Consider the following 23,955-nt stretch of genomic DNA (forward strand, 5'->3'; position numbering starts at 1 on the left):
AGGGCCTTGGAGCGCCTTGGGAGGCTTGGAGCCGAGGAAAGCTTACTTCGGCAGCAGGACCTTGTTCACGACGTGGATCACGCCGTTGGACTGCATCACATCGGCAATGGTCACTTCGGCCGAACCGCCGCTCTCGTCCACCACGTAAAGGTTCTTGCCCTTCATCTCGACAGTGAGAGCATCACCGCTGACGGTCGTCAGGTTGGCCTTGCCGCCGCCCTTCTTGATGTCGGCCATGAGCGTCTTGCCATCGAGCTTGCCTGCGACCACGTGGGCGGTCAGCACCTTGGTCAGCTTGTCCTTGTTCTCAGGCTTGAGAAGCGTATCGACCGTGCCGGCCGGCAGTGCCTCGAAAGCCTCGTTGGTCGGCGCGAAGACGGTGAAGGGTCCCTTGCCGGACAGCGTGTCCACGAGACCTGCGGCCTTCACGGCGGCGACCAGAGTGGTGTGGTCCTTCGAGTTCACCGCGTTCTCGACGATGGTCTTGTTGGCATACATCGGCGCGCCGCCGACCATCGGGTTGTCCTGCGCCATGGCAACGGAAACCGGCGAGATGACGGGTGCGGCCAGAGTTGCGGACGCGACGAAGGCTGCAGCCGCGAGGCTGCGGAAAGAGTGCTTAAGCATTTGAATTGTCTCCTCAATGGCCCGATCGGGCTGACATGAGGATATACGGGCCGACCCCCTGAAACAGTTTCGGCGCTCACGAACCCGTGAACGCCGATCCTGAAAAGTTCGCGTTGAATGGGCCGGCCTACTCGGCCGGCGTCGTCTTCTTTTTGCGGAACAGGCCGGACAGGTTGTCCCACAACTCGATCTTGGCGCCCTGGCGCTTCATGATCACGCCTTGCTGGATCACGGACAGCGTGTTGTTCCACGCCCAGTAGATGACGAGACCTGCAGGGAAGCCTGCCATCATGAAGGTGAAGATCACGGGCATCCAGGTGAAGATCGCCGCCTGCGTCGGATCGGGCGGCGTCGGGTTCATGCGCATCTGCAGGAACATCGTGACGCCCATGATCAAAGGCCAGATGCCGATCATCAGCATATGCGGCGGGGTAAAGGGCAACAGGCCGAACAGGTTGAAGAGCGAGGTCGGATCGGGCGCCGCCAGATCGTGGATCCAGCCGAAGAACGGCGCATGCCGCATTTCGATGGTGACGTAGAGCACCTTGTAGAGCGCGAAGAAGACCGGGATCTGAATCAGCACCGGCCAGCAGCCCGCGACCGGATTGATCTTCTCGCTCTTGTAGAGCTCCATCATCGCCTGTTGCTGCTTCATCTTGTCGTCCGCATATTTCTCGCGGATCTCAAGCATCTTCGGCTGCACCGTCTTCATCTTCGCCATGGAGGCGTAGGACTTGTTGGCGAGCGGGAAGAAGATGGCCTTGACGATGACGGTTGTGGCGAGGATCGCCAGGCCGAAATTGCCGAGCAGCTTGTAGAGGTTGTCGATCAGCCAGAACATCGGCTTGGTGATGAAGTAGAACCAGCCCCAGTCGATCAGGAGGTCGAACTGGCGGATCTGGCGGCTTTCCTCATACTGGTTGACGGTCGCCACTTCCTTGGCCCCGGCGAAAAGCAGCGTCTCGACCGTTTCCGACTGGCCGGGCTGAAGCGTCACGGCATCCGACAGGTAGTCGGACTGGTAGCGCGGACGGCCATCCGTGAAATAGGCATAGCGCGGCTGGAACTGGTCCTTGCCCGACGGCACGAGCGCCGTCGCCCAATATTTGTCGGTGATGCCGAGCCAGCCATTGGACGACTTGCCGGGGGTGAACTGCTTCTCTTTCTCGAGCGCCGCGTATTTGTGCTCCTGCAGGCCTTCCTCGCCTGTCACGCCGATCAGGCCTTCATGCAGGACATAGATGCTGGCAGTGGTCGGCTTGTCGAAGCGCGTCACGCGGCCATAATTCGAAAGCGCGACCGGCGCGCCGCCATTATTCGAGACCTGGTCGGAAACGGTGAACATGTATTCCTGATCGACCGCGATCGTGCGACGGAAAACAAGGCCCTGGCCATTGTCGTAAGTGAGCGTGACCGGGGTGGCAGGGGTCAGCTGCGCGTTCTGGCCTTCGACGCGCCATTCGGTGTCGGGGCCGGGGAGGGGACCGGACGCCGCACCTGCGGCGCCGACATAGCCGACTTCTGCATAATAGCCGTTGGGCAGCTGAGCCGGGTTCAGAAGCTCGATCAGCGGCGAGCTGTCATCCACCGTCAGGTGATAATGCTTGAGGCGCAGATCATCGATGCGGCCCCCGCGCAGGTTGATCGAGCCGACGACATTGGGCGTGTCGATCGCCACGCGTGGGCTTGCGGCCAGCGCCTGCTCACGCGTCTGGGGTGTCGCACCATCCGTGCCGGGAACGCCGAGATTGGCGCCGCTGGGCGCCGCAGGAGCGGTTCCGCCCACGCCGGGGCCCGATTGCGGAGTTTGCCCGGGAGGCGTCTGACCCGCAGGCGTCTGTGCTGTCGTGTTCTCTTGCGCCGCCTGCTGCTGTTGCGTGGCAATCTGCTGCTGCTGGCGCTCGGTTTCGATGCGCGGGTTCATGTAGAACACCTGCCACAACGTCAGGATCAGCACGGAAAGCGCGATCGTGATGAAGAAGTTACGGTTGTTTTCCATCACGAGCTTTCGTCAGTCTTTTCGTTCGGAAAGAGGTTGGGTGCCGTCAAGCTTCGCGCTGACGTTCAGCGCTTGTCTGCCACGCGGCGCTTGAGTTCCGCGCATAGCTCGCCCCATGAGGCACCAAGCACCTCGCGGCGGCCGACCACCACATAATCATTGCCCGGCTGCATGTCATCCGCTGCGGTAATTCGGACCGCCTCGCGCAGGCGACGGCGCACGCGGTTGCGCACGGCGGCGTTGCCGACTTTCTTGGTGACGGTGAAGCCGACGCGCGGACCAGCGGACGGGTCCTTGCGGTCGAGCGCTTCAAGCAGGAAAAGCCGGCCGCGCCGCTTGTCGCCGGCGCGGACAGCCAGGAATTGCGCCCGCTTGCGCAGGCGCTCGGGGCTCTTTTGGCCCCCATTCTTGGGAATGCCCAAGAACGGTCCCCGTCTTTATGCCGACAAACGCTTGCGGCCACGGTTGCGGCGGGCCGCAACGACGGCACGACCGCCCTTGGTGGCCATGCGGGCGCGGAAACCGTGACGGCGCTTACGGACGAGCTTGGAAGGCTGGTAGGTACGCTTCATTTATCTTTATACCGCGGAGTTGCGGCCCTTCTTGGGTCTGCCCGAAGGCAGGAGCGTGGTTGAGTTGACGTCTGGAGACTGAGTGCAACGCAGGCAAGCGAACTTGCGCCGGAATGCCGCTCCCGAACGTGGCGCGGCTTATAGGGCCCGGTCCTCTTCAAGTCAACGAACTGCGCCGACGCGCAAACGGCAACCGCCTGTGAACCAGACGCGTGGCATACTCAAATGACAGTGAGAGCGGGAAGAGGCGCCTTGCGAAGGTGAGATCATTCCCGCATGTGATGAGCCTCGAGCCGGGTTCTTGCAAACGGACCGAGTGTCCGGTGCGTTGGAATCGAGGAGAGCGCAGTCTGATGAGCAAGGGCGTGACTGCCGGCCGATTGGCTGAGCAACCGGCATCCGGCGAGCCGGGTCTTGTTCGGCGGTTCCTGCCCGTCGCGCTCATTCTGGGTGCGCTCGCGCTCTGCTATGCATTCGGCGTTCAACGTTATCTGTCGCTCGACTTCCTCGCCCATAGCCGTGTTGCGTTGAAGGCTTGGGTCGGCGAGCACACCCTTCTCGCGCCGCTCCTTTTCGTTGCGGTCTATGCCCTCTCTGTCGCTTTCTCGCTGCCGGCCGCATCCGTTCTGACCGTGTTCGCAGGCTTTCTGTTCGGCTGGGCATTGGGTGGATTGCTGGCCGTGGTGGCCGCGACGCTCGGCGCGACCGTGCTTTTCATGGCGGCCCGTACCGCTTTCGGCAATGTCCTGCGCGCGCGCGTCGGCTCCTGGGGCGCGCGGCTTGCGGAAGGATTTCGGCGCGATGCGTTCGGTTATCTGCTCGTCCTGCGTCTCGCACCCTTCTTTCCGTTCTTCGCGGTGAACGTCGCGCCCGCCTTTTTCGACGTGCGCCTGCGCATCTATGTGTCAGCGACTTTCATCGGCATCATTCCCGGCACCTTCGCCTATGCTTGGCTCGGCACCGGGCTCGACAGCGTGCTGCGGGAAGCTGCAAGCTCAGGCCATGCGGTGCGCGTCGCCGATCTCGTGACGCCGGAACTGACCATCGCTTTCGCAGCCCTGGCCGGTGTCGCGGCAATCGCTGCCTTTGTGAAGCGCCGCTGGGCCTCGCGCTTCGCGTGAACCGGGACAAGGACGTCCTCAAACCCGACATCTGCGTGATCGGTGCCGGGTCCGGCGGCCTTTCGGTGGCTGCGGCCGCCGCCGCCTTCGGCGTGTCCGTGGTCTTGATCGAGCGTTCCCGCATGGGCGGAGAATGCCTCAACACGGGCTGCGTCCCATCCAAGGCCTTGATCGCCGCCGCTCGACACGCGCAGAGCGCGCGCGAGGCGCATCGGTTCGGCGTAAAATTCGAGGCACCACAAACCGACTGGCATGCCGTCCATGCGCATATCCGCCAGGTGATCGACGGCATTGCGCCGCATGATTCCGTCGAGCGGTTCACCACACTCGGGGTGAATGTCATCGAAGCGGAGGCGCGTTTCCTCGACGGCCGAACCGTGGAAGGCGACGGCCGACTGATCCGTGCGCGCCGCTTCGTGGTGGCCACCGGCTCAGCCCCGCGCATTCCCGATATCCCGGGTCTCCAAGACATCCCTTATCTCACCAACGAGACCTTGTTCGAGGCGCCAAGGGAAATCGGACATCTGCTGGTGTTGGGTGGTGGGGCGGTCGGCATCGAGATGGGGCAGGCTTATCGCCGTCTGGGCGCTGCCGTCACGCTGGCATCGCGCGGCGAACTGCTCTCACGCGAGGATCCGGAACTCGTTGTGCCGATACGGATGCAACTCGAGGCGGAGGGTGTTTCCATTCACACTTATGCCGAGGTCTCAAAGGCGGAAAGCGGTAAGGGTGGAAGGGTCCGGCTCGTTCTAACGAACGGCACAAGACTTGACGGCACTCACCTCCTTGTTGCGACTGGCCGCCGGCCCGTTCTCGAAAACCTCGGGCTGGAAAAGGCTGGCGTCGCCTACGAGCCTGATGGCATCCACGTGGCGAGAGACCTGCGCACCACCAACTGCCGTGTCTATGCGATCGGCGACTGCGTGTCGGGCGGCGAACGCTTCACGCATGCGGCCAACGCCCATGCCGGGCTCGTGATCCGCTCGGCGCTGTTCCGTCTGCCTGTGAGCATCAAGCCTGAACTTCTGCCCCGCACGGTCTATGCGACCCCCGAATTTGCACAGATCGGCCTCACTGAAGCGCAGGCTCGCTCCCAGGGCCTTGCGCTCACCGTTCTTCGCATCCCCTTCACCGAGAACGATCGCGCCCGCACAGGCCTCGAAACCGAGGGGCTCGTGAAACTCGTCGCAGGCCCTCGCGGACGCATCCTCGGGGTCGGCATCACCGGCCCGGAAGCCGGCGAGCAGATTGCGTTCTGGTCGCTGGCGCTTTCCAGGAAGCTGAAACTTTCCGACATCGCCGGAACGGTTCTTCCCTATCCGACGCGCGCGGAAGCTGGAAAGCGCGCGGCAGTCGCCTATTTCGCCGGTGCAGCAAAGAATCCTTGGCTTCGCAGAGTTCTGCGCATGCTGCGGGTCTTCGGCTGAAACCTTTCCGGCTGCTCACACGTGGCTGGGAGCATCGGACGGAACAGGAGCATGAGCGAAGTCTCCCCACGCGAGGAGCCGACCCGCGTTTCGCATGACGACCGCGAGACGGCATCCGCTCGCACCGACACCCGCTCCGCCTCGGTGCCGCTGTCGCACGGCCTTTCGCTCAAGCTGTTGCTGTTGACTATCATCTTCGTGCTCTTGGCCGAAGTTCTCATCTTTCTCCCTTCTATCGCCAATTTCCGCCTGAGCTGGCTCGAGGAGCGCCTTGGCACCGCGGCTGCCGTGGGCATCGTGCTTGTCGAGGGCGATGCGGGCAGCCTGTCGCGCCGCGCGCAGGACGACGTGCTCGGCGTGATCGGCGTCAAGGCGATTGCCGTGCGCGATCAGGAAGAGTCTCGGCTGCTCGTGGCACCCGAACTGCCCCCCACCGTCGATGAGCACATCAATCTCGTCGAGACCGGTCCGCTCAGTGCCATGGCCGGCGCGCTCGATACGCTGTTCTTCGGCGGCAACCGAATGCTGCGCGTGTTCGGTCCCGTCGGCGACGGGCCACAGGAATTCGAACTGATCGTGCCCGACAGCAAGCTGCGCGCGGCGATGCTCGTTTACTCGCGCAACATCGCGCTGCTTTCGGCGCTGATTTCCATCTTCACGGCCCTTCTCGTCTACTTCGCCATCGATCGCGTGATGATCAAGCCGATCCGCACCATGACGCGCTCTATGCTCGATTTCGCCGAGCGCCCCGACGATCCGTCGCGCATCGTGACCCCTGACGAAAACCGCTCCGACGAGATCGGTGTGGCCGAGCGCGAGCTCGCCGCCATGCAGGATCGCCTTCGCCTCATGCTGGGCGAGCAGAAGCACCTGGCCGATCTCGGCCTCGCTGTGTCCAAGATCAACCACGACATGCGCAATATCCTGTCCTCGGCGCAACTCATTTCCGACAGGCTCGGCCGCGTGCAGGATCCCACCGTCCAATCCTTTGCGCCGAAACTTCTGCGCGCGCTCGACCGTGCAGTGCTTTATTCGGAACAGGTGCTGTCTTACGGCCGCGCACAGGAAGCCCCGCCCGCGCGGCGGCGCATCCTGCTTCATTCGCTGGTGGATGAAGTCTTCGGCTCGTTCGCGGTCGATGAGAACGCCGCTCACATCGAATTCCATAATGAGGTGCCGGCCGATTTCACGGTCGATGCCGACCCCGAGCAACTTTTCCGCGTTTTGAGCAATCTGAGCCGCAACGCGGTTGAAGCGATGGCGCCGGGGACGGCCGTGGGTGCTGGCGGCGATTCGGTGATGTCTCGCTTGGCCATCGCCGCCACACGCCAGGGCCGCAACGTTCAGCTGGTGATCAGCGACACCGGCCCCGGTCTGCCGCCTGCCGCCCGCGCCAATCTGTTTTCCGCGTTCCGCGGCTCCGCGCGTTCCGGCGGCACGGGTCTCGGCCTCGCCATCGCGCAGGAACTCGTCCGCGCCCACGGTGGCCGCCTTGAACTGACCGAGAGCCGGGGAGGGCACACGGTGTTTACGGTGGAAATACCGGACCAAAGCCTGTCTCGCCCTCAGCTTCTTGAGCCCATTCGACAATATAATTGAACACGACCCATGGCGGCTCATCGATAAGCGGGCAGGACGTGTGCCGTAATGCAAAGCGGTTTGGGTGTTCAGGCTCACGCGAACCGCGCTTTCCCCAGCGTCCGAAAATTCCCTCGCGCGCCGGCTTGCATTTCCCGCCAACCCCCGCTAGTTACCCGCTCGTCGTCGCCAGCCGCCGACCGAGGCCACTCAACGGCCCACCGCGCGCCCGTAGCTCAGCTGGATAGAGCACCAGACTACGAATCTGGGGGTCAGAGGTTCGAATCCTTTCGGGCGCGCCATTTCGCTTTCACCGCATAAAACACCCGCTAAAGCCTTGAACGGTAGGGCTAGATCAGCGGTTCTAAAACCCTCGCCGCGACGGTAACGAAGCTTGTTCGCGAAGGCCAGTTTGAGCACCGTCTGACGATCTTCCAGGCGGTCTGAATTCCATAGGTTGCAAGGGTTTGCGAGGAAGCCAAGGGCGGTTCTAAGCGCATCCTCATAACTGCTCTTCGGACGCCCGCCGCCTGCCATCTTCTCGCGGATCAGAAGCTTGTCCTGCTCCAGCTTGCCGATCTTGGCTTCATAGGCTTTGGCCACGCTGGGAAGCTCTGTTTCAATCACACGATCCAAAAGCTGATCGATCTGGCGCTCGACCTTTTTGAGTTGGATCGAGAGGAGCCCGGCCTGTTCCTTCGCGCGGCCAACCTGGTGATTCCAAATCTCCTTGAACATGCGCTCGGCGACCTCGAAAAGTTTCGGTGTCGGTTGCAGCGTCGCGAGCAGTTGCTCGAACTCGCCTTCAATCACGTCGCGCCGGATCGACTTTCCGTAGCTCTCACAGCCGCGCTTGGGGCAGAGATAGTAGGGATGGCGCGCAGTCCTTCCCTTGGACCAACACGCCGTCAGCGGGTTGCCGCAGTCGTCGCAGACGACATAACCGCGCAGCGAGAAGTCTTGCCTCAGGTTCTTCCGGCTCGGCATCCGGCTGATGCCATCGAGCCGGTCTTGGATGCGCCGCCAGGTTTCGAACGAGACCAGACCTTCATGCTGAGCCTTCCGCAGCTCGACGCTCCATTCCGGCACTTCGAGATAACCCGCGTATAGAGGCGAGCGGAGTATCGAGGCGGCGCGCTGATTGACGACGCGGCCAGCGCGGTTTTTCGGGAACAGCGGACTCTGCTGGAGAAACCGAGCGACTTCGGCTTGGTTTTCGAAGCGGCCCGAGGCGTAGCCTTCGAGGGCTTCCTGAACGATGGTTGCGGCAGGCTCAACGCGCTTGAGCATCCGGCCTCGACCGGACACGGCTTCGTACCTGTAGCCGGTCGGAGCTTGAAAGCCCCAATAGCCATTCTGAGCGCGGGCGCGCATCCGGTTCAGCGTTTGCTCGGCATTCTTCTGCCGCTGGTGTTGCGCGACCGAGGCCATCAGATTTTCATGGAGAACGGAGTCGGCATCGTTGCCGAACTCCATCGTCGGGCTCATAAGCCGGACACCTGCGTCTTCGAGTAGATCGCGCAAATCCCAATGCCCGCGCACATCGCGCGCGAAGCGGGAGATGTCGTCGATGATGACGATGCGCTCACCCTTCTTGTGTTTTTTGAGGAAGGCGAGCATCGCCTGCATGCCAGGCCGGTTGGTGTCACCGCCCGATACGTCGTCACGAAAGACGTCGATGACGTTGAAGTCGCGATAGCGCGCGAACTCGCGGCAGCGGGTCTCCTGGCTGTTAAGGCCGTCGCCGTTCCGAACCTGCTTATTGTCCGACACGCGGCAATAGATGATGGCTTCCGGGTTGGCTTTATCCTGCTTGCTGCTTTTCATGCGCTGTTCCTCGTCGCTATCTCCAGATTATTCCGTAGAGCCCGAGTCTACCGCGACGGACGAGGCTTTCGGCAACTCATCGATTCCGTTAAAAATCTGCCCACAGATATCGACGGAAATGCCGATCTCGACCATCGAGCGCATAATGTTCCAAAGCGTCTCAAGAAGCTCGATTTTCTGCTCCTCGTCGATCTCGAATTCGTCGAGATCGCCAAGATAAGATGCTGTGTTGAGTTCGAGGCTTTGCCGCGCCTCACGGGAGGCGACCTCGTAGCCTTGCGCCAGCTCGAAACCGGCGCTCAAATGTTTGTTGCTCATGCCGTGCGCTCCTTTCCTGCTGGCGATGATGGGAAGCACCAACTATACAGAACGTAGCAAGAACATACAAGGAATTTAGTCCTAATATACTTGCTTTTTTGCTTCTCATTATCGCAGCTTGCTTGGACAGTTCTGCAATCGAACCGACCATGCGCATTGTGAGCCAGAGCCGTTATCCTGCCAACGGAGACCGCCGCCGAATTGGAAACGAAAAACGAGGCGAAACGGCCAATTCGCAAGCGACCACAGACGGTTGGGCGGTCTGAAAAGCCGTTCCGACTGCTGGCGTCTTCGAAGCTCTCGGATAGGAAAATCCGGCAGGTTTTGCGATGCTACGCAGACGGCAAGACGCCGAAGGAAGCGGGCGACATTACCGGCCTCAGCCATGTCAGCATCTATCGCCTCTACCGGCTTATCCGCGAACGTCTCTTCTATGTCGGCATCTACCGCACCAAGGTTGATTTCATCGAACACGCCAAGCGCGGCGAAGAAGAGGGACCGTATTTTGACTGGAGCGGGTTCGATCGCTTCATCCGCGAAAAGCTCGGAGCGCATCGCGGCATCAGGAAGCAGAACTACAACCTTTACCTCTCGCAGGCGATCTTCCGCTTCGAGGCGCAGTATAGTGGCGGCCAGCTTTACCGGCTGCTGCTGATCACCATCAAAGCGACCGGGCCGCTGAACCGGAAACCCGTCGGCTTCAAGCAGGCAGCCTTTCAGCGTGAAATCCTCCGCCTGAACATGGCCGAGATACGAAAATCGATGCGCGAACTCGACTGGGGTTCGGAATTTCAGACGTATATGCGGGCCGCGACGGATTGGCTTGAAAGCCGAACCGAGGAATTCGTCGAAACGCTCGAAGAGCTGGAGAAGCCGCACCGCTGAGCGGCAATTCAAAAACTGCCGACCGCAGGATTCACAAATCGCTGTTCGAAGCGCAGAATCCAGTAATGTCCAAAACCTTCGACCCCATGCTCGCGAGCCTTGCCGAGGTCAAAGAGCAAATCGAAAAGCTCGAACGCTGCATCGCCATCTATCACGAGGGCGAAGAGGATACAGGCGCGGGCGCATATGACTATCACCGCACGCTCTACTGGCGGGCGATGGGCATCGGCCGCGTCATCGGCTTCATGCAGAAGCTGCTGCAAGCTCAGGAGGTCGCGGCGAGACAGGTCTTCCGGGCTCAAATGATAGCGCGGGGCAAGGCGGGCCATCCGCTGACAAGCTCGCCAGTCAAAGAGGAATAGGGGCATGAACGAAACCGCGCGGCCTTTTACCGAGGACGATCTAAACGTCCTCCGCACGGCAGCGGTTTCGATACTGGCTCATCGCGAGGCGATGCCGGGCGACACTGCGCTGCGCCGCTTTCACCGCGAGCGCATGCTCTCGGACGCGGAAGTCTGGCTTACGGCTGCCGAAAACCCGAGCACCTGGGAAGCGATGGAGGAGGAGATGTTCGCCCGCGAGCGGGAGATCATGCGGAGGCACGATGTGACGCCATGACCGTCGCCGATATCGCAGCCAAAATCGCCGCGATCGAAAGTGAGCCGCAGGCAACGCCTTGGGAGCGCCAGCGGGTAATCTGCCTTCGCCGGATGTGGACCATCTACCTGATCGCAGCCAGGACTGAAGCATCCGCATGGCCGGCGGGTTAGCCTCGCTACGCCCGGTTCTGATGCTTGAGGCGAACGCCATCATCGCGGCGCTCGATCTTGTATGCCGCATCAACCGCCAGTTCAGGGACGCCGGGGACGAGCTTCTCAAACTCGCGGCACTCGGCGTCGATGGGGATGACGACTCCCTGCCCGAGCCGGATATGCAGAAACTCGCAGAATTGCCTGACACGCTCTGGCACACGCTGAAGGAAGAGCTGACATCGGCGATCGAACTCGCTGACCTGCCAGCGCCTCGCAAATCCCATTGGCAGGTAGCCCTGGACGCAGCACTTCGACACGCACAGACGGAGACTGCTCCGACATGACAGCCGCCAACGACAACACGCCAGCACATATCCGCAGTGCGATCGTCGAAAGCATGGAATGGCACTGGCGGCACTTTTACAAGGTCGAGGGACGCAGCAACGAGCTGGACGCTGAGCGCGATCGCCGCTTGATCGAAAAAATGCGCTCAGCTGTGATCCTGTTCGGTTAGAGCTCAGTAGCGTTGGCGAGCGAGATCACTTCTCGCCATGGCACTGTCGCAGATCACGCAGGCGCGGCCTTCCGCTCGGCTGATTTTTGAGACAATCAAGACCGGGCGAGGCCAATCTTTTCTCTTACGATCGGCGCTAGGCTAGCTCTGCCGCGCCTGAACGAGGTCGATGAACTCGGATACCTGCATTAGAGAACTTCTCTGGGCGGTCTGATAGGTCCCATGCACCTTTTCCGGCAGGACGAGCTGAAGTTTCGCGCGCTTCATCTCATCCGTTTGAGTAACAGAGATGCCGGGCTCCAGCGTCAGCAGGTGCTTTTCTTCGATCCGGTCGGCTTCGCTGAGGACCTGTCGCCACCGGTCCTTGCAGCTGGTTTTCGCTCCCAGCATCGTCAGCTTTGCGACCGGCCACGCCGGATTGTGGTAAGCCGCCTCATCGGGAAACAGAAAATCAGGGCCGTTACGTTTTTCGGTGGTCGCTTCACGCTTGTAGATCACGCCGTGCTGTTTCAGCAGCGCTTCGATGTGATTGCCCAGCGCCCATCCCGCACGTGATTTTCTTCGGTTCTGGACGCTGAGCGAGAATTTAACGAAGTCCTCAACATCGGCCTTGCCATCAGTGATGAAGCCCTTTTGAAGGCGGTCCGCCACGATATGACGCTCCAGCGTCATAAAGAGGCGCTCTTCAAGGTCCATCCATTCGAGCAGTGCCAGATCGGGATCAGCCTTTGCATCGACATCTTTGGCGAGCCGCCGCGTAAATTCCGAAAACTCCCTCGTGCCTGGAAAGCTTGCCCCGAATTTTGCGAGTATCTGATCGAGCCACTGATCCTCAGTGGCTATGACCTCGACATTGATCAGTTCGAGGATATAGCGGCTGACGAGATCGAGACTCCGGCCGCCATCTTCCCGATAATCCCGCTGGGAGATCACATTGTCGGCCGTCAGGCCAAGCCCGAACAGCCAGAGAAGCTGCTGTTCGATGGAGCTGCCATGCGTACAGAAAAGCGCCACAAGCGAGCCATCGCGCGGCTGGCAGAGAAATAGCGTGTCGCCAGCCTTGGCACGGTAAACAACGTCTTCGGAGGCGGCCGGATAATAAAGGCGGTATTCGGGGTCGCGATGGGACTGTCCCTTGCGGCTGTCATACCAAGTGCCGGTCAGAGGCAGGCTTACCGGCGGTTCCTCATCACTAAGCCAGACATAGGTAACGTCGATCTTTGTCTTCTCAGGGGGCGATCCGAGGAAAGCCCGGAAGTCGCTGATGCCCTGAAGCTCATGGCCGCGGGAGACCCTCGGATCAACCTCGGTGCCCTTAAGCGTCTTTGCACCAACGCCAACGAAGTAGTCAGACAGGGCACCCTGTTTCATGCGGTCTCCGAACGGATTTCATAAAGGTTGGAATCTGACCTGATCCAGTCAGCCGCCCGCCGGACAGTCTCTTGAAGCCCGATCTGGCCCGGCCCCCGGAACGCGCATTCCCAGATGGCGAGCTGCCGCCAGCCCATCCCCGAGAGGCGCAACCGGACCTCTGCATCCCGCGCCTGGTTGCGGCCGATCTTCTGCTGCCAGAATTCCTGCCGCGTTCCCGGCAGGCGGAACAGGGAGCAGTCATGCCCATGCCAGAAACATCCATGCACGAAGACCGCCGCCCTGTATTTTGGAAACACCAGGTCTGGCCGGCCGGGCAGCTCTTTCGCATGAAGACGGAAGCGGAACCCCATCGCATGCAGCGCGCTGCGGATCACCAGCTCGGGCTTTGTGTTAACGGCCCTGATGCCGGACATCATCCGGCTTCGCGTCTGCTGGTCTACGACATCAGGCAACGGCTCTGACTTCCTCTTCAGCCAGAATGACCCGTTCTTCGGCGAGGATGTATGGCAGCATATGCCGGGCGACGGCTTCTACGACAGGCACCACGACCGCGTTGCCGAACTGGCGATAGGCTTGCGTGTCAGAGACTACAATGTCGAAAGGCTTTCCGTCCGGCTTCTCAAAGCCCATAAGGCGCGCGCATTCGCGCGGCGTAAGGCGGCGCGGATTTTTCCGGCTCTGCCGGATGAGGATTTCCGAGCCGTCCTTGTGATAGCGGGCCGAGAGGGTGCGGGCGACATCGTTCGGGCCGAAGAGGCCGAACCCAAACCCGTTGCCCGCAAGGCGGTGCTTTTCCGCGTAATTCTGGAGATAGGTCCAGAGGTGGTCCGACAGCGTATAACGGTCCAGAACCTTGCCTTTTGGTCCGGCCGTGAAACGCCCATCCGCCTCTTCGCTTCCATCCTCCGGGTGAAGGATCGAGCGTAGTGCCGGATTATCGGCCGCGTCGGTCAGTCCGAGACTGCTGAAATCGAAGCTGTTCTCTTCCCTGAAGCCGACAATGAATATTCGCTCGCGGTGTTGGGGCACCCAAGAGCGTGCATCGATGATGCGGGTCTGAACCTGATAACCGAGGTCCTCCCGCAGAGTTTTCATGATGATATCAAACGTCCGGCCTTTGTCATGACTCTTCAGGTTTTTGACGTTTTCCAGCAGGAATGCTTTGGGACGATGGTGCTGGATGATGCGGGCTACGTCGAAAAAGAGTGTCCCTTGAACATCGCATTGAAACCCGTGTGGCCGGTTGAGGGAGTTCTTTTTTGACACGCCGGCAAGCGAGAAGGGCTGGCAAGGAAATCCAGCCAGCAGTACATCATGCGCCGGGATCGCCTCCGCAGGAATGGCCGTTATATCCCCTGCCAATTCATGATCGATCGCGTAGTTTGCCCGGTAAGTCCTTTGCGAAAATGCATCCCACTCGGATGTGAAGACGCATTTGCCGCCGAGCGGCTCGAAGGCCCTTCGGAAGCCGCCAATCCCGGCAAACAGGTCGATGAACGTGAATCGCGGTTCAGCATTAAGAAGCTTTTCGCCGATTTTACCTCGTATAAGTTCCATGACAGGTTTGCGGGGTGAAGTAACGCCGCTTTCCCACCTGTAAACTGTCCTTTCATCGAACCCCATCTCGCGTGCAACCTCCTGGATGGTGAGGCCTGCCTGCTGCCGAAGTTCTGAAAACGGTGTCATGAAACCCCTCCATTGAGATTCTCTGGGAGCAATTATGACATAATGACATTAGAACATAAGGAGAACAATGAAACTTTCGTAGTGAAGTCCACAGGAGTTGTTGCAGTCGTCTATCGGTTTTTGGACTATCAGACTTCAGTTGATGCACGCCTCCCGCTTGAGGCGCGGGGCGCCATAAAAACCCTTTTAGATCAGTGGTTTATTGCAATAAGTCCTGCAAAAAATCTATAACATTTCGGAAATGTTACAAACATTTTGACTCTGCATGCCTTGTGCGGCATAAATTAGTACAAGGATGGCTAATATGCGCGATAAACGACAGAAATTTGTGGATCTGGCAGAAGCTAGAGTTAATAGGGCAATCAAGGATGTGCGTCTGATCGGCAACCTGTCGAACAGAAGCGCCTACACGTACGCAGACGAGGACGTGCGCAAGATATTCCGGGTCCTGCAGAAAGAACTGGATGCTGCGAAGTCAAAATTTTCAGGAGGGAGCGGTGATCGTGAAAGCGATTTTCGTCTGGAGGAATAATGGGAAAGTGGGAATTCAACGAGGCTAACCCGTCTAGCGTACAACAGGAGCTGACGCAGCGCGATCAATTCAACAATGATGAAGTTTCGCTCGCCGAAGCATTGGTGCGGGAAGTTATCCAGAACTCGGCCGATGCAACGACGAATTCAGGTTCGGTTAAAGTGCGATTCTCACTTGAGACCCTTGAGGGCGTCAGAGCGGATAACCTCAGGAATTTGTTTGATAAACTCGAACCAGATTTCACGGCCTGCTCAATCGACACAGCGCCGCTTGAGGCTGCTCATATCCGAATTCTTGTGATCGAGGATTTCAATACAAAGGGACTGACGGGAGCAGTTGATCTTCTCGACGAGGAAAACTTCCGCAACTTCTTTCGTCGTCATGGTCGATCTGGAAAAAGTGGAAAAGCAGGCGGACGTTGGGGGCTTGGTAAGCTCGTCTATTCGTCATCCTCACTGATCAGGACATTCTTCGGAGTGACCGTCCGTGAGGGTGATGCCGGACCTCTTCTTATGGGGCAGGCGGTGTTGTCCAATCACGTGGTGGGCAGCGTAATGCGCGAGGCGCATGGCTTCTATCACGGTGGCCGTTCTTCTGCGCCGCTAAAGCTTCAAATGCCGATAACTGACGCGGTGGAAGTCGCGAAGTTTTCTGCTTTAACTGGCGTCACCCGAACATCACAGACCGGGCTTTCGATTGTGATTCCTTGCCTGAATCCTGCAATAACGGACGAGGCAATGCGGGAGGCGGTAATCAACCACTACTACTTCCCTCTGCTAGCGGGCGCCCTCGAAGTTGAAGTGGGAAATACGTTGATCAACGCCGAAACTTTCCACACTGTTGCCGCGACGATCAAGAAAAAGGCCACAGACGCAATCCCATACGGGTTCGTGGAAGCCGTCAGTCAGAAACTCTCGAAGGAACCAACTTTCGTTGCTGCCAAAGCGATCGGGAGCCAAGAATTTGATGAGACCTTCATCCCCGAAGACCAGCTGGCCGCTCTCAAGGCATCATATGCTGCAGGAGAACTCGTCGATATACGTGTCCCCGTCAAGCTCCGCGCCAAAACCGGCGCGGAACTCACCAGCTACGTCGACCTCTATCTCTTGATGCTGCCCGAGGACGAAAAGCCATTTGCGCTTTTTACGCGTGGTATGATCACCCTTCCCGGCGAGCGCCGCTATTTTGTCGGATCGCCCGCCTTCGGCGCAATGGTCGCGCGAGACGAAGCAATCTGCGCCTTTTTGGGCGATGCGGAGAACCCAGCGCACACTGCCTGGAACTCGAAGGCTGAAAAGCTTGGGGTGAACTGGCGCGGAGCGGGAAGCACCCTGACTACGGTACGTCACGCTTTGAAAAACCTGTATGGTCTGATTGCCGGACAGATCGATGCCGTCGACGAGAATGCGCTCATCGACTTTTTTTCGATCGCTGATCACACTCCATCTGCCAAAGGCAAAAACAAGAAGACTCCCAAGCCAAAGCCGCCAAAAACTCCAGTACTTAAGGCGATCAGCATCAAACCGGGCAAGGGGGGCTTTGAGGTTAAGGCCGGCCCCGGGGCAGCCGGGTGGACTTTCCCACGTAACATCCGGGTGCGTTGCGCATATGATATGATCGGAGCCAATCCGTTTAATCGCCACAGTCCCTTTGATTTCGATCTGACAAAAGGTGATCTTACCGTTTCTGCCACAGACGCTGTAGTCGAGATCGTAAAGCCGAACGTGATCAGGATTTCCGCGACCGGAAAGAATTTCTCCGTCAACGTTCAGGGCTTCGATACGAATAGAGATGTTCTCGTTGATGCAAAGGCTGCATCATGAGCTCGGCGAAGCACAGGATAAATTCTACGGGCCGTAAGCGTCTCAACCTTGAAAAGGTTGACATCAGGCTTCTCACGGTAAAGCACGGCCAGCCATTGCAGGCTACTGCCTCTCTGAAGCTGGAAGACGAAGGCTTCGATGACGACGCCACAGTCGTGATCGAGGCATATCACTCTTCATCGGGTATGCGGTTTGACTGCGGCACCGTCGCTAACTTGAGCATACCAACCGTTATGACGCTCGACGAAGTTGACCAAGGCGGCAATGTGCTGTTCCGCGTCAAGATAATCGACAGCAAGGTGCAGGGGCGCCTGATCGCATCGGCGGAACGTATTCAGCCGCGGAGCGATGACGACGAGGAGGGGCGTCGCAGCCTTTTCCCAATCATTGAGCGCGACCTCGGCAGCCTGTCCTGGAAAGTTGACATTGAAGGTGACGCGGCACCTGCGCTTGTTTTGAACAGCGCCGTTCCGGGTTTCAAGTTCCGTATCCTTGAAAATCCGCTGCTGCAGGGCGTACTGCTGCCGGCGGCATTGCGTATCGTGCTCGAGAAGATCGCTCAGGACCCCGCTAGCGAAGAAGGTGACTGGAAAGAGCAGTGGCTGGAGTACTGCCGGCACGATCTAGGAAACGAAGACGACCCCTCTGAATTGAGCGCAGAAGATCGTGAAATATGGGTATTCGAACTGGTCGAACGCTTCTGCGAAAGCAAGGATTTCATCGGGAAAATCAAAAAGGCGCTGGAGGGCGATGAGTGATGGCGGCTGCTTTCAGGAAACTGAATGACGACGGTGTTGAGGAGTTCGTCGATTACCTTAGAAGCGGCGGCGCCGGACAGGCTCCACGCCACCTGCTGAATGATCCTGCCAAGTCAGAACCGCTTTCCTCAGACATTTTCCCCAAAGCCGCTTCTTTCCAGAACAGGCATGAATTCGGGAGGTACCTTGTCGAACTTTTATCGACGCTCGATCCACAAGCAATTTCACGAGATAAAGGCCTGTGGACTGGCCTTGCGCTTTTCTGGTTCGATGAAATCTGCCCGCCGAAAGCAAATGGTGAACGCAAGCTGGACAAGGAATACCGCTATGTACTCAGCCGCGACTACCGTCACTACTACCGGCATAGCATCCGGTCTCCGTGGCAGCTAGTGCGTGATCACGGTGACCACGCCCGATTTCTGCTTGTGACACCGAAACCTGCAAGTCACCCCCTAGCGGTACATGGGGAAATTCTCGAGCAGATCGGCGGCCGCCAGCAGGTTCTTGCCAGCACGCCCATAATCAGCATCGCGAATGACCTGTACTTGGATAAGTCGACGGGCCGCCCGAAAAAGGGTGTAGCCGGACGGGGAGCCGGTTCGGCCAACCGGTTCGGTACCGTTCTGAGGCAATTCGAGCTCACCTATGATCCTGCCTCAATGGTTGATGGCGCCCTGATCGATATCCTGCCCGGCGAATTCGGCCGATGGAAGAACGCACCCTGAATACCGACGCAGGCACGGCGTGATTTGGAGCGGGGAAGAGATTTCGCATAGTGCAAGATGTGCGGTGTAGTACCGCAATCTTGGCAAGGGGGCCGCTGCGCGCCCCCGTTGCATCCCCCAGGCTGAGGCGCTTATCGGTATGGAGCCTCGTCCCGCCAGCAAAACGTGCGTTGCGCTGATTCGCGCTTATTACGATGGTTCAGCCTGGCGCCGACCCGCTGCGCAATGCTCATATCGCAACGTCTTCGTGCGGTTTCGACTAAATTAGCTCTCGCTTAGGTTGCAGATGGCTCTTGCTAAAGCGTAGCAGTAGGAGCAATCTCGGTGCGGGTCATTAATCTGTATGGGGAGTGTTATGGGTAGTAGCGGTTCTGGTAGTTTCTCAGATTATTCGGGTAGCAACCGTCAATCGAGTTCCGGAGGAAGCTCTGGTGGAAGTAGTGGAGACGATATCTGCCGTCGTGCGTTCAGTACGAGTCTCGAAGATGTGGCTCAGTATGCTTATTTTACCAATACGGCAAGTGTTCCTCCTGCAGGAACGATACTTTCGATCGTGATCGCGACCCGACTAATCGCTGTCGATCTGCATGGAGTCCATATAGGCGCCCTTCCAACCAAATATAACTATCTTCTAGGCTGCATGAATAATGGCACTTCTTACACTGGCCTCGTTACATTTTCTCAAGCTGGCTCATCGCCTAGGGTCGATGTAGACTTCACGGCCATATAAGATGAGTTCAGCTCCTATCCTGCTAGTCGGTGAAATTTGCGTCGATTTCACCATAGGTAAAGAAGGGCAGTCGCCGAAAGTTCGACACGGCGGGATCGTCCATGCTGCCCGCGGCCTTTGGGCTGCAGGTATCAGCTATGCTGTCGCTGCGGTTTGTCCAAAATATCTTTTGGAGGGGGCCGAGAAGTTTCTTAGTCATCATGGATGTGTTGAATTCATACAAATAGGAGAGGTGGTTGGCGCACCCAACTTAGTGATCATCGGGGACGTGCGGGAGGTAGGCCACCAAGGATATGAGGATATTTTGAGAAATGAACGCTCTGTCTTATTTGACAGAGAGTCATTTAGGCTGAAGCATTTTAAGCAAGCGGTAGTATTTCCAGGACGCTATGAGCTAGCTGAACTTAGAAGATTGTTACCTCATGATGCTGAGATCGTAATCGATGCGGCATACGACGCTCAGAACGCGGCGCAGCTGTCTCACTTCAAAGGTGCGATCAAGTCGTTCGTTATCTCTACGTCATCAGAGTTGTTTGTCGAGGTAGGTGGTCAAGATATTGAGCCATTACTGAAAACAGCCCGCGAGCTTGGCTCTGCTACCGTTCTTCTGAAAGAGAATAGAGGTGGTAGTCGATTTTTTAATCTTGCGACAGGAGAAATTGAGGAGGTGCCCGCCGTCCTAAGCGAGACGGCAAACTCCGTTGGTGTTGGCGATGCCTTTACGGCTGTTTTCGCCTCGTACCTGTTTGCTGATAACCCCGAAGCTGTTTGGCGAGGAATGCAGGTCGCAACAAACTACGCGCTGACAACGTTCCCTGATGACTTTCGATCGGGTGTTCAGCGTGATTTTTCGATACCTATCGATGTCGTCAAAGGGCTGGGCGGAGTTTCCTTACCTTGGCACGACAGAAAAAGTTTTCCGATTTATCTAGCTGCGCCAGATTTCTCCTATATCTCAAAGCCAGAAATTGATGCTGCAGTTGCAAGTCTTGAGTATCACAATTTCTGCGTCCGTAGGCCGGTTCAGGAGAATGGGGAAGCAAAGACTGGGAGCCCCAAATCTACGCTTTTAGAATTGTATTTCAAAGATGTCGCTTTGATTGACGAATGTGATTTGATGTTTGCTGTCCCGCTTACCCGTGACCCAGGAACTCTTGTTGAAATTGGTCTGGCCATCGCAAAGGGAAAGCCAGTGATCGTCTACGATCCCCGGCATGAAAACAATAATACTATGGTGATCTGCGGAGCCGACGAATACTCAGGCGATTTGGACCTATGTCTCAATCGGGTATTTGAATTGTTGGGAAAGGTCCGGTCAAGCAAATGACAAGGCAGGTTATTTTACTTGCATCTGGCGGCTTGGACTCGAGCACCGTTGCTTATCTGCTTGTAGAACAGGGCTATGAAGTTCTGCCGATTTTTTTCGATTACGGACAGCATTGCGTTGAGACTGAGTGGTATAGACTCAATGAAGTGTTGCCAACAAAAGTGCTGAATCCTGAAAGGAATGATATATCAGACATATTTAGAGGGTCTTCTTCTCGTTTGATCCTCGAGGCTGACCTTTGGGCGGACAATGTAGAAGATAATGATTTATATGTTCCTTACAGGACCTTTTTCTTCTACGCTGCGGCCGCTGCGCGAGCCCAAACGCTGGGTATTTCGTCGGTGTATACCGGATTTATCAATAGCAATCATGCGAAAGAGATCGATTGCACGGCGGATTTTATGAATAAACTCGATGGACTCAGTGAAGAGGTTGGCCCTGTTCGTTTCATATCACCATTCCGGTACAATTCGAAAACGGAGGTAACCCGTGAAGCGTTACGGCTAGGCGTTCCTATTGGTCGAACATTCTCATGCCAAGCTGCGAGCCAGTTGCCTTGCGGTGCCTGTCCCAATTGTGTAGAGCGACTAGCTGCCTTACGTTCTACAGGGCTATTGGGCTGAAATGAGCAGCGTGAAGCAGATCGCTGTTGAAAATCTCAAGGCAGCACGGGCTATTGCTAATCTCGCAGCCGCAGAAGGCGTGTTTGCGTACCCAGCTAAAAATAGAAGATCGTATTTCCATCTTGGCGCGGTCGTGGCAGACGCTGTACTTCAGGCTGGTCTGAATTATTCTAGTGTTGTTCGCCCCAGAATTAATCGCATTATGGCGGAGTATCCGGACGCCGATAATGTTAATGTTCTAATTGATATTGTTCATTCTGGTATGGCATCAGAGTTTCTAAATTGGAAGCATCATGTCAAAACAAATCGTTTCGAAAAACTTGTTATAACACTAAGAGATGCTGATATTAAGAATGTAACAATTCTTCGTGATGGGTTGCATTGTGAGAGGTTTTGTCAGAACTTGCTCAGCATAAAAGGCGTAGGGCCGAAGACAGTTGATTATATGGCCTGTTTGATCGGGATCGATTCTATCGCAGTTGATAGGCATGTTCGAAACTTTGCAAAGCAGGCAGGCATCGAGTCTCGCGACTACAACTTCTTGAAAACCGTTTCCTGCCTCGCCGCTGACTTGCTGGCAATACGTCGCCGTGATTTCGATGCTTGGATTTGGGCGCACCAAAGCAAACAAGGCGTTTCGCAACTTACTTTTGAATTTTAGGACTTTGATGAATGCTACGGAGCATTCCACCTAGCTCTTCTCGCTCCCAGAAGTTCGGCATGTTTACTGTATAGAATCCGTTGTCTCGGGAGTCCAAGAGGCCGCAGGCTTTGCCAGTGGCACTTCTTATATCCTCTACCTGTAGAAGTGGTCGTGCTTGCTCGACAAGATTGTCGCCCGAGCCATTCACTTGGTTCATGTTCACGTTAAAACCACGCACCATCACAGAGGTCCGGCCGGAGCGGTGCTCGATCTCGCGAAGCGTCTCGCTGTCCGGTAGGCCGCGATAGAGCGTATGAGCGACGGCCTTCCTCCAGATGCGTGCGGTCTCTCTGCCGTATTTAGCCTCAATTTGCCCCGCCGCGTTTTGGAAGACACCGAGAAAATTGATCCCGCCTTGGCGGTAGAGGGTTAGGATTTCGTAGAAGTTCGAGACATAAAGCTGTCCCCATTCCTCACCGACCACGAGCGCACGCAGCGGGCCGTACGCGTCGGCAAAGCGCTCGATAACCGCCGCCGTCATCATGCCGACGAAGCTCCGGGAGCTTTCCGAGCGCGCCGAGCCAATAATGAAGAGCGCTGTGCGCGCGGACTTCATCTCGGCCGGATCGAAGGAATTACCTTCCGTGACCTCCCGGGCTGCCGTGCCGGGCTGGAAGCCCTGCAGCCGCTCGGTGATTAGGGATGAATACGCGTTCCACTGATCTCGACTTTCGGTGAGACCGGCAATAATCCGGCACATACCGCTTTCATCCTGCATCCGGCCATCGGCGGCCCAGACAAGCAAATCGTCAGCGATCTCCTCGCGGCTGCGCCCGAAGAAGTCCCAAAGGCCGCCCGGTGAGCAAGCCCATCGCTCCGAAGGGTAGAGAGCGGTGATCTTGTTGTAGAGAGCGAACGCCGTCCTCACGCCCTGGCCGATCCAGCGGTGCGCAGGGTTCGGATCGATCGGAACCAGGAAGCTCGCCGCATCATACGCAGCTTCGCCTACGATGCCCCGCAGGCTTGGATTGGATGCCACTTCGAGCAGGCGCGTGTTGATGTTGTAGCTTTCACTCGGATAACCATGAAGCTGGCCGGGATTGATGAAGCGTACCCGGTAGCCCTGATCGCGCAGGGTTTTCCAACAGACCCAAGCGAGTTCCGCGTCCTTCGGATCGGTGATGATCTTGGTCAGGTGCGACGTTCTCGGCGAAACCAGATTAACGCCGAGAAAGCGGGTCAGCTTGCCTTTACCGGCTTGCGCGTCGATCGCAACCGGCTCGGTTCCGTCATAAATGAGAGGCTTCCCGTGAAGGAAGCCGAGTTCGATGCCGCGCCGGATGTTCGGATAAGTTTTGACGAGCGGGGTCATATCAGCCCGGACCGTCTGAGAGCTTCGAGATCGTTCAGTCGGGCGTTGCCGAGCTGACCGCTCGGGTTTGCTTCCAGCATCGCCCGAAGCTGGGCGGCTGCCATCGCTTCGGCCCTTGCTCGTGAAAGCCGAGCCTCCGCAGCATCACGCCAAGATAGGCGCTGCTGCGCGTGGGATTCGAACATCCAGAAAAACTGATAGAATTCGCTTATGGATCGCAGGCTCACTTGCGCAGCTCCTCTTCATCGTCCCAAGTTGCGAAGTGAAACGGCTCCGAATGCGTGGGCTCGTCAGGGGAGGAGGAGCTTGATGGCGTCGGAAGAGGCTCCTGAGGCAACGTAATGTACCGAGCCGGCGCCGCCGCCGTGGCTTCTTCCTCGGCCTTCGCTTCGAGGATGGCGATTCCCAGCGAGCCGAGCGAATACCCTAAGATAACGAGATAGAGCCAAGCTTCGTCATCGATCAGGTAATCGAATAGCCCGCTGGAAAAAGCCGCGAAAGCCGGGATCAGGAGCGCGCCGCTCACGCCGCGTATTACGAACTTGCGCGCCTCATCAGGGGTAATGGTGTTGCCGAAGAAAGTTCGCGGCTGATTCCATGCAGCAAGTGAGGCGATCGTCAAAAGCAGAGATAAGAAAGCAAAAAACGCGAATATGAATGCTGCCATAAACATACAGGCTGCACCGACTACACCGAAGGCGACGGCTGCGTCGCTGTTGTTGCTCTGCGAAGACATGACATT

The 23,955-nt window shown here is 57.7% G+C and carries 26 protein-coding genes, 1 tRNA gene and 1 pseudogene; 17 read left to right on the plus strand and 11 right to left on the minus strand.

Annotated features, from left to right (window positions below):
* Window positions 1-42: 42 nt before the first annotated feature.
* The 4 genes from NGM99_RS17055 to rpmH form a co-directional block, all read right to left on the minus strand.
* On the minus strand, window positions 43-627 hold the full coding sequence (locus NGM99_RS17055) for a fasciclin domain-containing protein (RefSeq protein WP_252821120.1): 585 nt from the start codon (window positions 625-627) through the stop codon (window positions 43-45).
* Between the two features lie 127 nt (window positions 628-754).
* Entirely contained in the window at window positions 755-2,626 is a 1,872-nt protein-coding gene (yidC, locus tag NGM99_RS17060) for a membrane protein insertase YidC (protein ID WP_252821122.1), read from the minus strand.
* A 65-nt stretch (window positions 2,627-2,691) separates the two neighbouring features.
* Window positions 2,692-3,048 carry a ribonuclease P protein component gene (gene rnpA, locus NGM99_RS17065; RefSeq protein WP_289852532.1) on the minus strand — a complete coding sequence of 119 codons (357 nt, stop codon included), beginning with the start codon at window positions 3,046-3,048 and terminating at the stop codon, window positions 2,692-2,694.
* Between the two features lie 15 nt (window positions 3,049-3,063).
* A complete protein-coding gene (gene rpmH, locus NGM99_RS17070) occupies window positions 3,064-3,198 on the minus strand; it encodes a 50S ribosomal protein L34 (protein ID WP_083867726.1) in 135 nt (44 codons plus the stop codon).
* A gap of 353 nt (window positions 3,199-3,551) precedes the next feature.
* Here rpmH and NGM99_RS17075 point away from each other — a divergent pair, with 353 nt between their 5' ends.
* The 4 genes from NGM99_RS17075 to NGM99_RS17090 all read left to right on the plus strand — a co-directional run bounded on the left by NGM99_RS17075 (window position 3,552) and on the right by NGM99_RS17090 (window position 7,626).
* Window positions 3,552-4,319 (plus strand): TVP38/TMEM64 family protein, encoded by a 768-nt coding sequence (locus NGM99_RS17075; RefSeq protein ID WP_252821124.1) that lies wholly within the window; start codon window positions 3,552-3,554, stop codon window positions 4,317-4,319.
* Window positions 4,316-5,746 (plus strand): dihydrolipoyl dehydrogenase family protein, encoded by a 1,431-nt coding sequence (locus tag NGM99_RS17080; RefSeq protein ID WP_252821126.1) that lies wholly within the window; start codon window positions 4,316-4,318, stop codon window positions 5,744-5,746. Before NGM99_RS17075 ends, NGM99_RS17080 begins: the two co-directional genes overlap by 4 nt.
* Window positions 5,747-5,797: 51 nt before the next feature.
* Window positions 5,798-7,345: a sensor histidine kinase gene (locus tag NGM99_RS17085; RefSeq protein WP_252821128.1), complete on the plus strand. Its 1,548-nt coding sequence runs from the start codon at window positions 5,798-5,800 to the stop codon at window positions 7,343-7,345.
* 204 nt (window positions 7,346-7,549) lie between these two features.
* Window positions 7,550-7,626 (plus strand) — tRNA-Arg (locus NGM99_RS17090).
* Window positions 7,627-8,173: 547 nt separating this feature from the next.
* Here NGM99_RS17090 and NGM99_RS21810 read toward each other — a convergent pair.
* Window positions 8,174-9,151, minus strand: a pseudogene (locus NGM99_RS21810) (recombinase family protein); the annotation flags it as partial.
* A 642-nt stretch (window positions 9,152-9,793) separates the two neighbouring features.
* Here NGM99_RS21810 and NGM99_RS17105 point away from each other — a divergent pair.
* From NGM99_RS17105 to NGM99_RS17130, 6 genes are all read left to right on the plus strand, one after another.
* On the plus strand, window positions 9,794-10,354 hold the full coding sequence (locus NGM99_RS17105) for a cyclin family protein (RefSeq protein WP_252821134.1): 561 nt from the start codon (window positions 9,794-9,796) through the stop codon (window positions 10,352-10,354).
* 65 nt (window positions 10,355-10,419) lie between these two features.
* The gene (locus tag NGM99_RS17110; protein WP_252821136.1) at window positions 10,420-10,716 is read left to right on the plus strand and encodes a hypothetical protein; all 297 of its coding nucleotides are present in this window, start codon (window positions 10,420-10,422) and stop codon (window positions 10,714-10,716) included.
* 4 nt (window positions 10,717-10,720) lie between these two features.
* Complete coding sequence (locus tag NGM99_RS17115; RefSeq protein WP_252821138.1) at window positions 10,721-10,972, plus strand: hypothetical protein; 252 nt, start codon at window positions 10,721-10,723, stop codon at window positions 10,970-10,972.
* Window positions 10,969-11,124 (plus strand): hypothetical protein, encoded by a 156-nt coding sequence (locus tag NGM99_RS17120; protein WP_252821140.1) that lies wholly within the window; start codon window positions 10,969-10,971, stop codon window positions 11,122-11,124. Before NGM99_RS17115 ends, NGM99_RS17120 begins: the two co-directional genes overlap by 4 nt.
* The gene (locus NGM99_RS17125) at window positions 11,109-11,450 is read left to right on the plus strand and encodes a hypothetical protein (protein ID WP_252821142.1); all 342 of its coding nucleotides are present in this window, start codon (window positions 11,109-11,111) and stop codon (window positions 11,448-11,450) included. Before NGM99_RS17120 ends, NGM99_RS17125 begins: the two co-directional genes overlap by 16 nt.
* Window positions 11,447-11,620: a hypothetical protein gene (locus tag NGM99_RS17130; protein ID WP_252821144.1), complete on the plus strand. Its 174-nt coding sequence runs from the start codon at window positions 11,447-11,449 to the stop codon at window positions 11,618-11,620. The genes NGM99_RS17125 and NGM99_RS17130 overlap by 4 nt, the downstream gene beginning before the upstream one ends.
* Window positions 11,621-11,761: 141 nt before the next feature.
* Here the strand turns inward: NGM99_RS17130 and NGM99_RS17135 are convergent, their stop codons facing one another.
* The 3 genes from NGM99_RS17135 to dcm are packed head-to-tail and all read right to left on the minus strand — an operon-like array spanning window position 11,762 to window position 14,680.
* Window positions 11,762-12,991 carry a type II restriction endonuclease gene (locus NGM99_RS17135; RefSeq protein ID WP_252821146.1) on the minus strand — a complete coding sequence of 410 codons (1,230 nt, stop codon included), beginning with the start codon at window positions 12,989-12,991 and terminating at the stop codon, window positions 11,762-11,764.
* Entirely contained in the window at window positions 12,988-13,446 is a 459-nt protein-coding gene (locus NGM99_RS17140) for a very short patch repair endonuclease (RefSeq protein ID WP_289852533.1), read from the minus strand. Before NGM99_RS17140 ends, NGM99_RS17135 begins: the two co-directional genes overlap by 4 nt.
* Complete coding sequence (dcm, locus tag NGM99_RS17145; RefSeq protein WP_252821150.1) at window positions 13,439-14,680, minus strand: DNA (cytosine-5-)-methyltransferase; 1,242 nt, start codon at window positions 14,678-14,680, stop codon at window positions 13,439-13,441. The genes NGM99_RS17140 and dcm overlap by 8 nt, the downstream gene beginning before the upstream one ends.
* 304 nt (window positions 14,681-14,984) lie before the next feature.
* Here dcm and NGM99_RS17150 point away from each other — a divergent pair, with 304 nt between their 5' ends.
* The 7 genes from NGM99_RS17150 (at window position 14,985) to NGM99_RS17180 (ending at window position 21,859) form a co-directional block, all read left to right on the plus strand.
* Window positions 14,985-15,212, plus strand: coding sequence for a hypothetical protein (locus NGM99_RS17150; protein ID WP_252821152.1), 228 nt, complete (start codon window positions 14,985-14,987; stop codon window positions 15,210-15,212).
* The gene (locus NGM99_RS17155) at window positions 15,212-17,035 is read left to right on the plus strand and encodes a hypothetical protein (RefSeq protein ID WP_252821153.1); all 1,824 of its coding nucleotides are present in this window, start codon (window positions 15,212-15,214) and stop codon (window positions 17,033-17,035) included. The genes NGM99_RS17150 and NGM99_RS17155 overlap by 1 nt, the downstream gene beginning before the upstream one ends.
* The gene (locus NGM99_RS17160; protein ID WP_252821154.1) at window positions 17,032-17,793 is read left to right on the plus strand and encodes a hypothetical protein; all 762 of its coding nucleotides are present in this window, start codon (window positions 17,032-17,034) and stop codon (window positions 17,791-17,793) included. Before NGM99_RS17155 ends, NGM99_RS17160 begins: the two co-directional genes overlap by 4 nt.
* A complete protein-coding gene (locus NGM99_RS17165) occupies window positions 17,793-18,518 on the plus strand; it encodes a hypothetical protein (RefSeq protein ID WP_252821156.1) in 726 nt (241 codons plus the stop codon). The genes NGM99_RS17160 and NGM99_RS17165 overlap by 1 nt, the downstream gene beginning before the upstream one ends.
* 731 nt (window positions 18,519-19,249) lie before the next feature.
* Complete coding sequence (locus NGM99_RS17170) at window positions 19,250-20,575, plus strand: nucleoside 2-deoxyribosyltransferase (protein ID WP_252821158.1); 1,326 nt, start codon at window positions 19,250-19,252, stop codon at window positions 20,573-20,575.
* Window positions 20,572-21,198, plus strand: coding sequence for a 7-cyano-7-deazaguanine synthase (locus NGM99_RS17175; RefSeq protein ID WP_252821160.1), 627 nt, complete (start codon window positions 20,572-20,574; stop codon window positions 21,196-21,198). The genes NGM99_RS17170 and NGM99_RS17175 overlap by 4 nt, the downstream gene beginning before the upstream one ends.
* A 1-nt stretch (window position 21,199) precedes the next feature.
* Window positions 21,200-21,859, plus strand: coding sequence for a DUF8548 family protein (locus NGM99_RS17180; RefSeq protein ID WP_252821162.1), 660 nt, complete (start codon window positions 21,200-21,202; stop codon window positions 21,857-21,859).
* Here the strand turns inward: NGM99_RS17180 and NGM99_RS17185 are convergent.
* From NGM99_RS17185 to NGM99_RS17195, 3 genes are read right to left on the minus strand one after another with little or no spacing between them, the layout of a single operon-like run.
* The gene (locus NGM99_RS17185; RefSeq protein ID WP_252821165.1) at window positions 21,843-23,213 is read right to left on the minus strand and encodes a type IV secretory system conjugative DNA transfer family protein; all 1,371 of its coding nucleotides are present in this window, start codon (window positions 23,211-23,213) and stop codon (window positions 21,843-21,845) included. The two genes, NGM99_RS17180 and NGM99_RS17185, sit on opposite strands and share 17 nt — an antisense overlap.
* Window positions 23,210-23,440: a hypothetical protein gene (locus tag NGM99_RS17190; RefSeq protein WP_252821167.1), complete on the minus strand. Its 231-nt coding sequence runs from the start codon at window positions 23,438-23,440 to the stop codon at window positions 23,210-23,212. The genes NGM99_RS17185 and NGM99_RS17190 overlap by 4 nt, the downstream gene beginning before the upstream one ends.
* Window positions 23,437-23,949 carry a hypothetical protein gene (locus tag NGM99_RS17195; RefSeq protein ID WP_252821169.1) on the minus strand — a complete coding sequence of 171 codons (513 nt, stop codon included), beginning with the start codon at window positions 23,947-23,949 and terminating at the stop codon, window positions 23,437-23,439. The genes NGM99_RS17190 and NGM99_RS17195 overlap by 4 nt, the downstream gene beginning before the upstream one ends.
* Window positions 23,950-23,955: the final 6 nt, after the last annotated feature.

Source organism: Mesorhizobium liriopis, assembly GCF_024053505.1.
GTDB lineage: Bacteria > Pseudomonadota > Alphaproteobacteria > Rhizobiales > Rhizobiaceae > Mesorhizobium_B > Mesorhizobium_B liriopis.

Bases quoted from the DNA above. Each gene is read 5' to 3' on its own strand.
- dcm (WP_252821150.1), bottom strand. From the start codon at position 14,680: ATGACACCGTTTTCAGAACTTCGGCAGCAGGCAGGCCTCACCATCCAG.
- NGM99_RS17055 (WP_252821120.1), bottom strand. From the start codon at position 627: ATGCTTAAGCACTCTTTCCGCAGCCTCGCGGCTGCAGCCTTCGTCGCG.
- NGM99_RS17135 (WP_252821146.1), bottom strand. From the start codon at position 12,991: ATGAAACAGGGTGCCCTGTCTGACTACTTCGTTGGCGTTGGTGCAAAG.
- NGM99_RS17085 (WP_252821128.1), top strand. From the start codon at position 5,798: ATGAGCGAAGTCTCCCCACGCGAGGAGCCGACCCGCGTTTCGCATGAC.
- NGM99_RS17115 (WP_252821138.1), top strand. From the start codon at position 10,721: ATGAACGAAACCGCGCGGCCTTTTACCGAGGACGATCTAAACGTCCTC.
- rpmH (WP_083867726.1), bottom strand. From the start codon at position 3,198: ATGAAGCGTACCTACCAGCCTTCCAAGCTCGTCCGTAAGCGCCGTCAC.
- NGM99_RS17195 (WP_252821169.1), bottom strand. From the start codon at position 23,949: ATGTCTTCGCAGAGCAACAACAGCGACGCAGCCGTCGCCTTCGGTGTA.
- NGM99_RS17130 (WP_252821144.1), top strand. From the start codon at position 11,447: ATGACAGCCGCCAACGACAACACGCCAGCACATATCCGCAGTGCGATC.
- NGM99_RS17075 (WP_252821124.1), top strand. From the start codon at position 3,552: ATGAGCAAGGGCGTGACTGCCGGCCGATTGGCTGAGCAACCGGCATCC.
- NGM99_RS17180 (WP_252821162.1), top strand. From the start codon at position 21,200: ATGAGCAGCGTGAAGCAGATCGCTGTTGAAAATCTCAAGGCAGCACGG.
- NGM99_RS17150 (WP_252821152.1), top strand. From the start codon at position 14,985: ATGCGCGATAAACGACAGAAATTTGTGGATCTGGCAGAAGCTAGAGTT.
- NGM99_RS17125 (WP_252821142.1), top strand. From the start codon at position 11,109: ATGGCCGGCGGGTTAGCCTCGCTACGCCCGGTTCTGATGCTTGAGGCG.
- NGM99_RS17165 (WP_252821156.1), top strand. From the start codon at position 17,793: ATGGCGGCTGCTTTCAGGAAACTGAATGACGACGGTGTTGAGGAGTTC.
- NGM99_RS17175 (WP_252821160.1), top strand. From the start codon at position 20,572: ATGACAAGGCAGGTTATTTTACTTGCATCTGGCGGCTTGGACTCGAGC.
- NGM99_RS17170 (WP_252821158.1), top strand. From the start codon at position 19,250: ATGAGTTCAGCTCCTATCCTGCTAGTCGGTGAAATTTGCGTCGATTTC.
- NGM99_RS17160 (WP_252821154.1), top strand. From the start codon at position 17,032: ATGAGCTCGGCGAAGCACAGGATAAATTCTACGGGCCGTAAGCGTCTC.
- NGM99_RS17110 (WP_252821136.1), top strand. From the start codon at position 10,420: ATGTCCAAAACCTTCGACCCCATGCTCGCGAGCCTTGCCGAGGTCAAA.
- NGM99_RS17120 (WP_252821140.1), top strand. From the start codon at position 10,969: ATGACCGTCGCCGATATCGCAGCCAAAATCGCCGCGATCGAAAGTGAG.
- NGM99_RS17185 (WP_252821165.1), bottom strand. From the start codon at position 23,213: ATGACCCCGCTCGTCAAAACTTATCCGAACATCCGGCGCGGCATCGAA.
- yidC (WP_252821122.1), bottom strand. From the start codon at position 2,626: ATGGAAAACAACCGTAACTTCTTCATCACGATCGCGCTTTCCGTGCTG.
- NGM99_RS17155 (WP_252821153.1), top strand. From the start codon at position 15,212: ATGGGAAAGTGGGAATTCAACGAGGCTAACCCGTCTAGCGTACAACAG.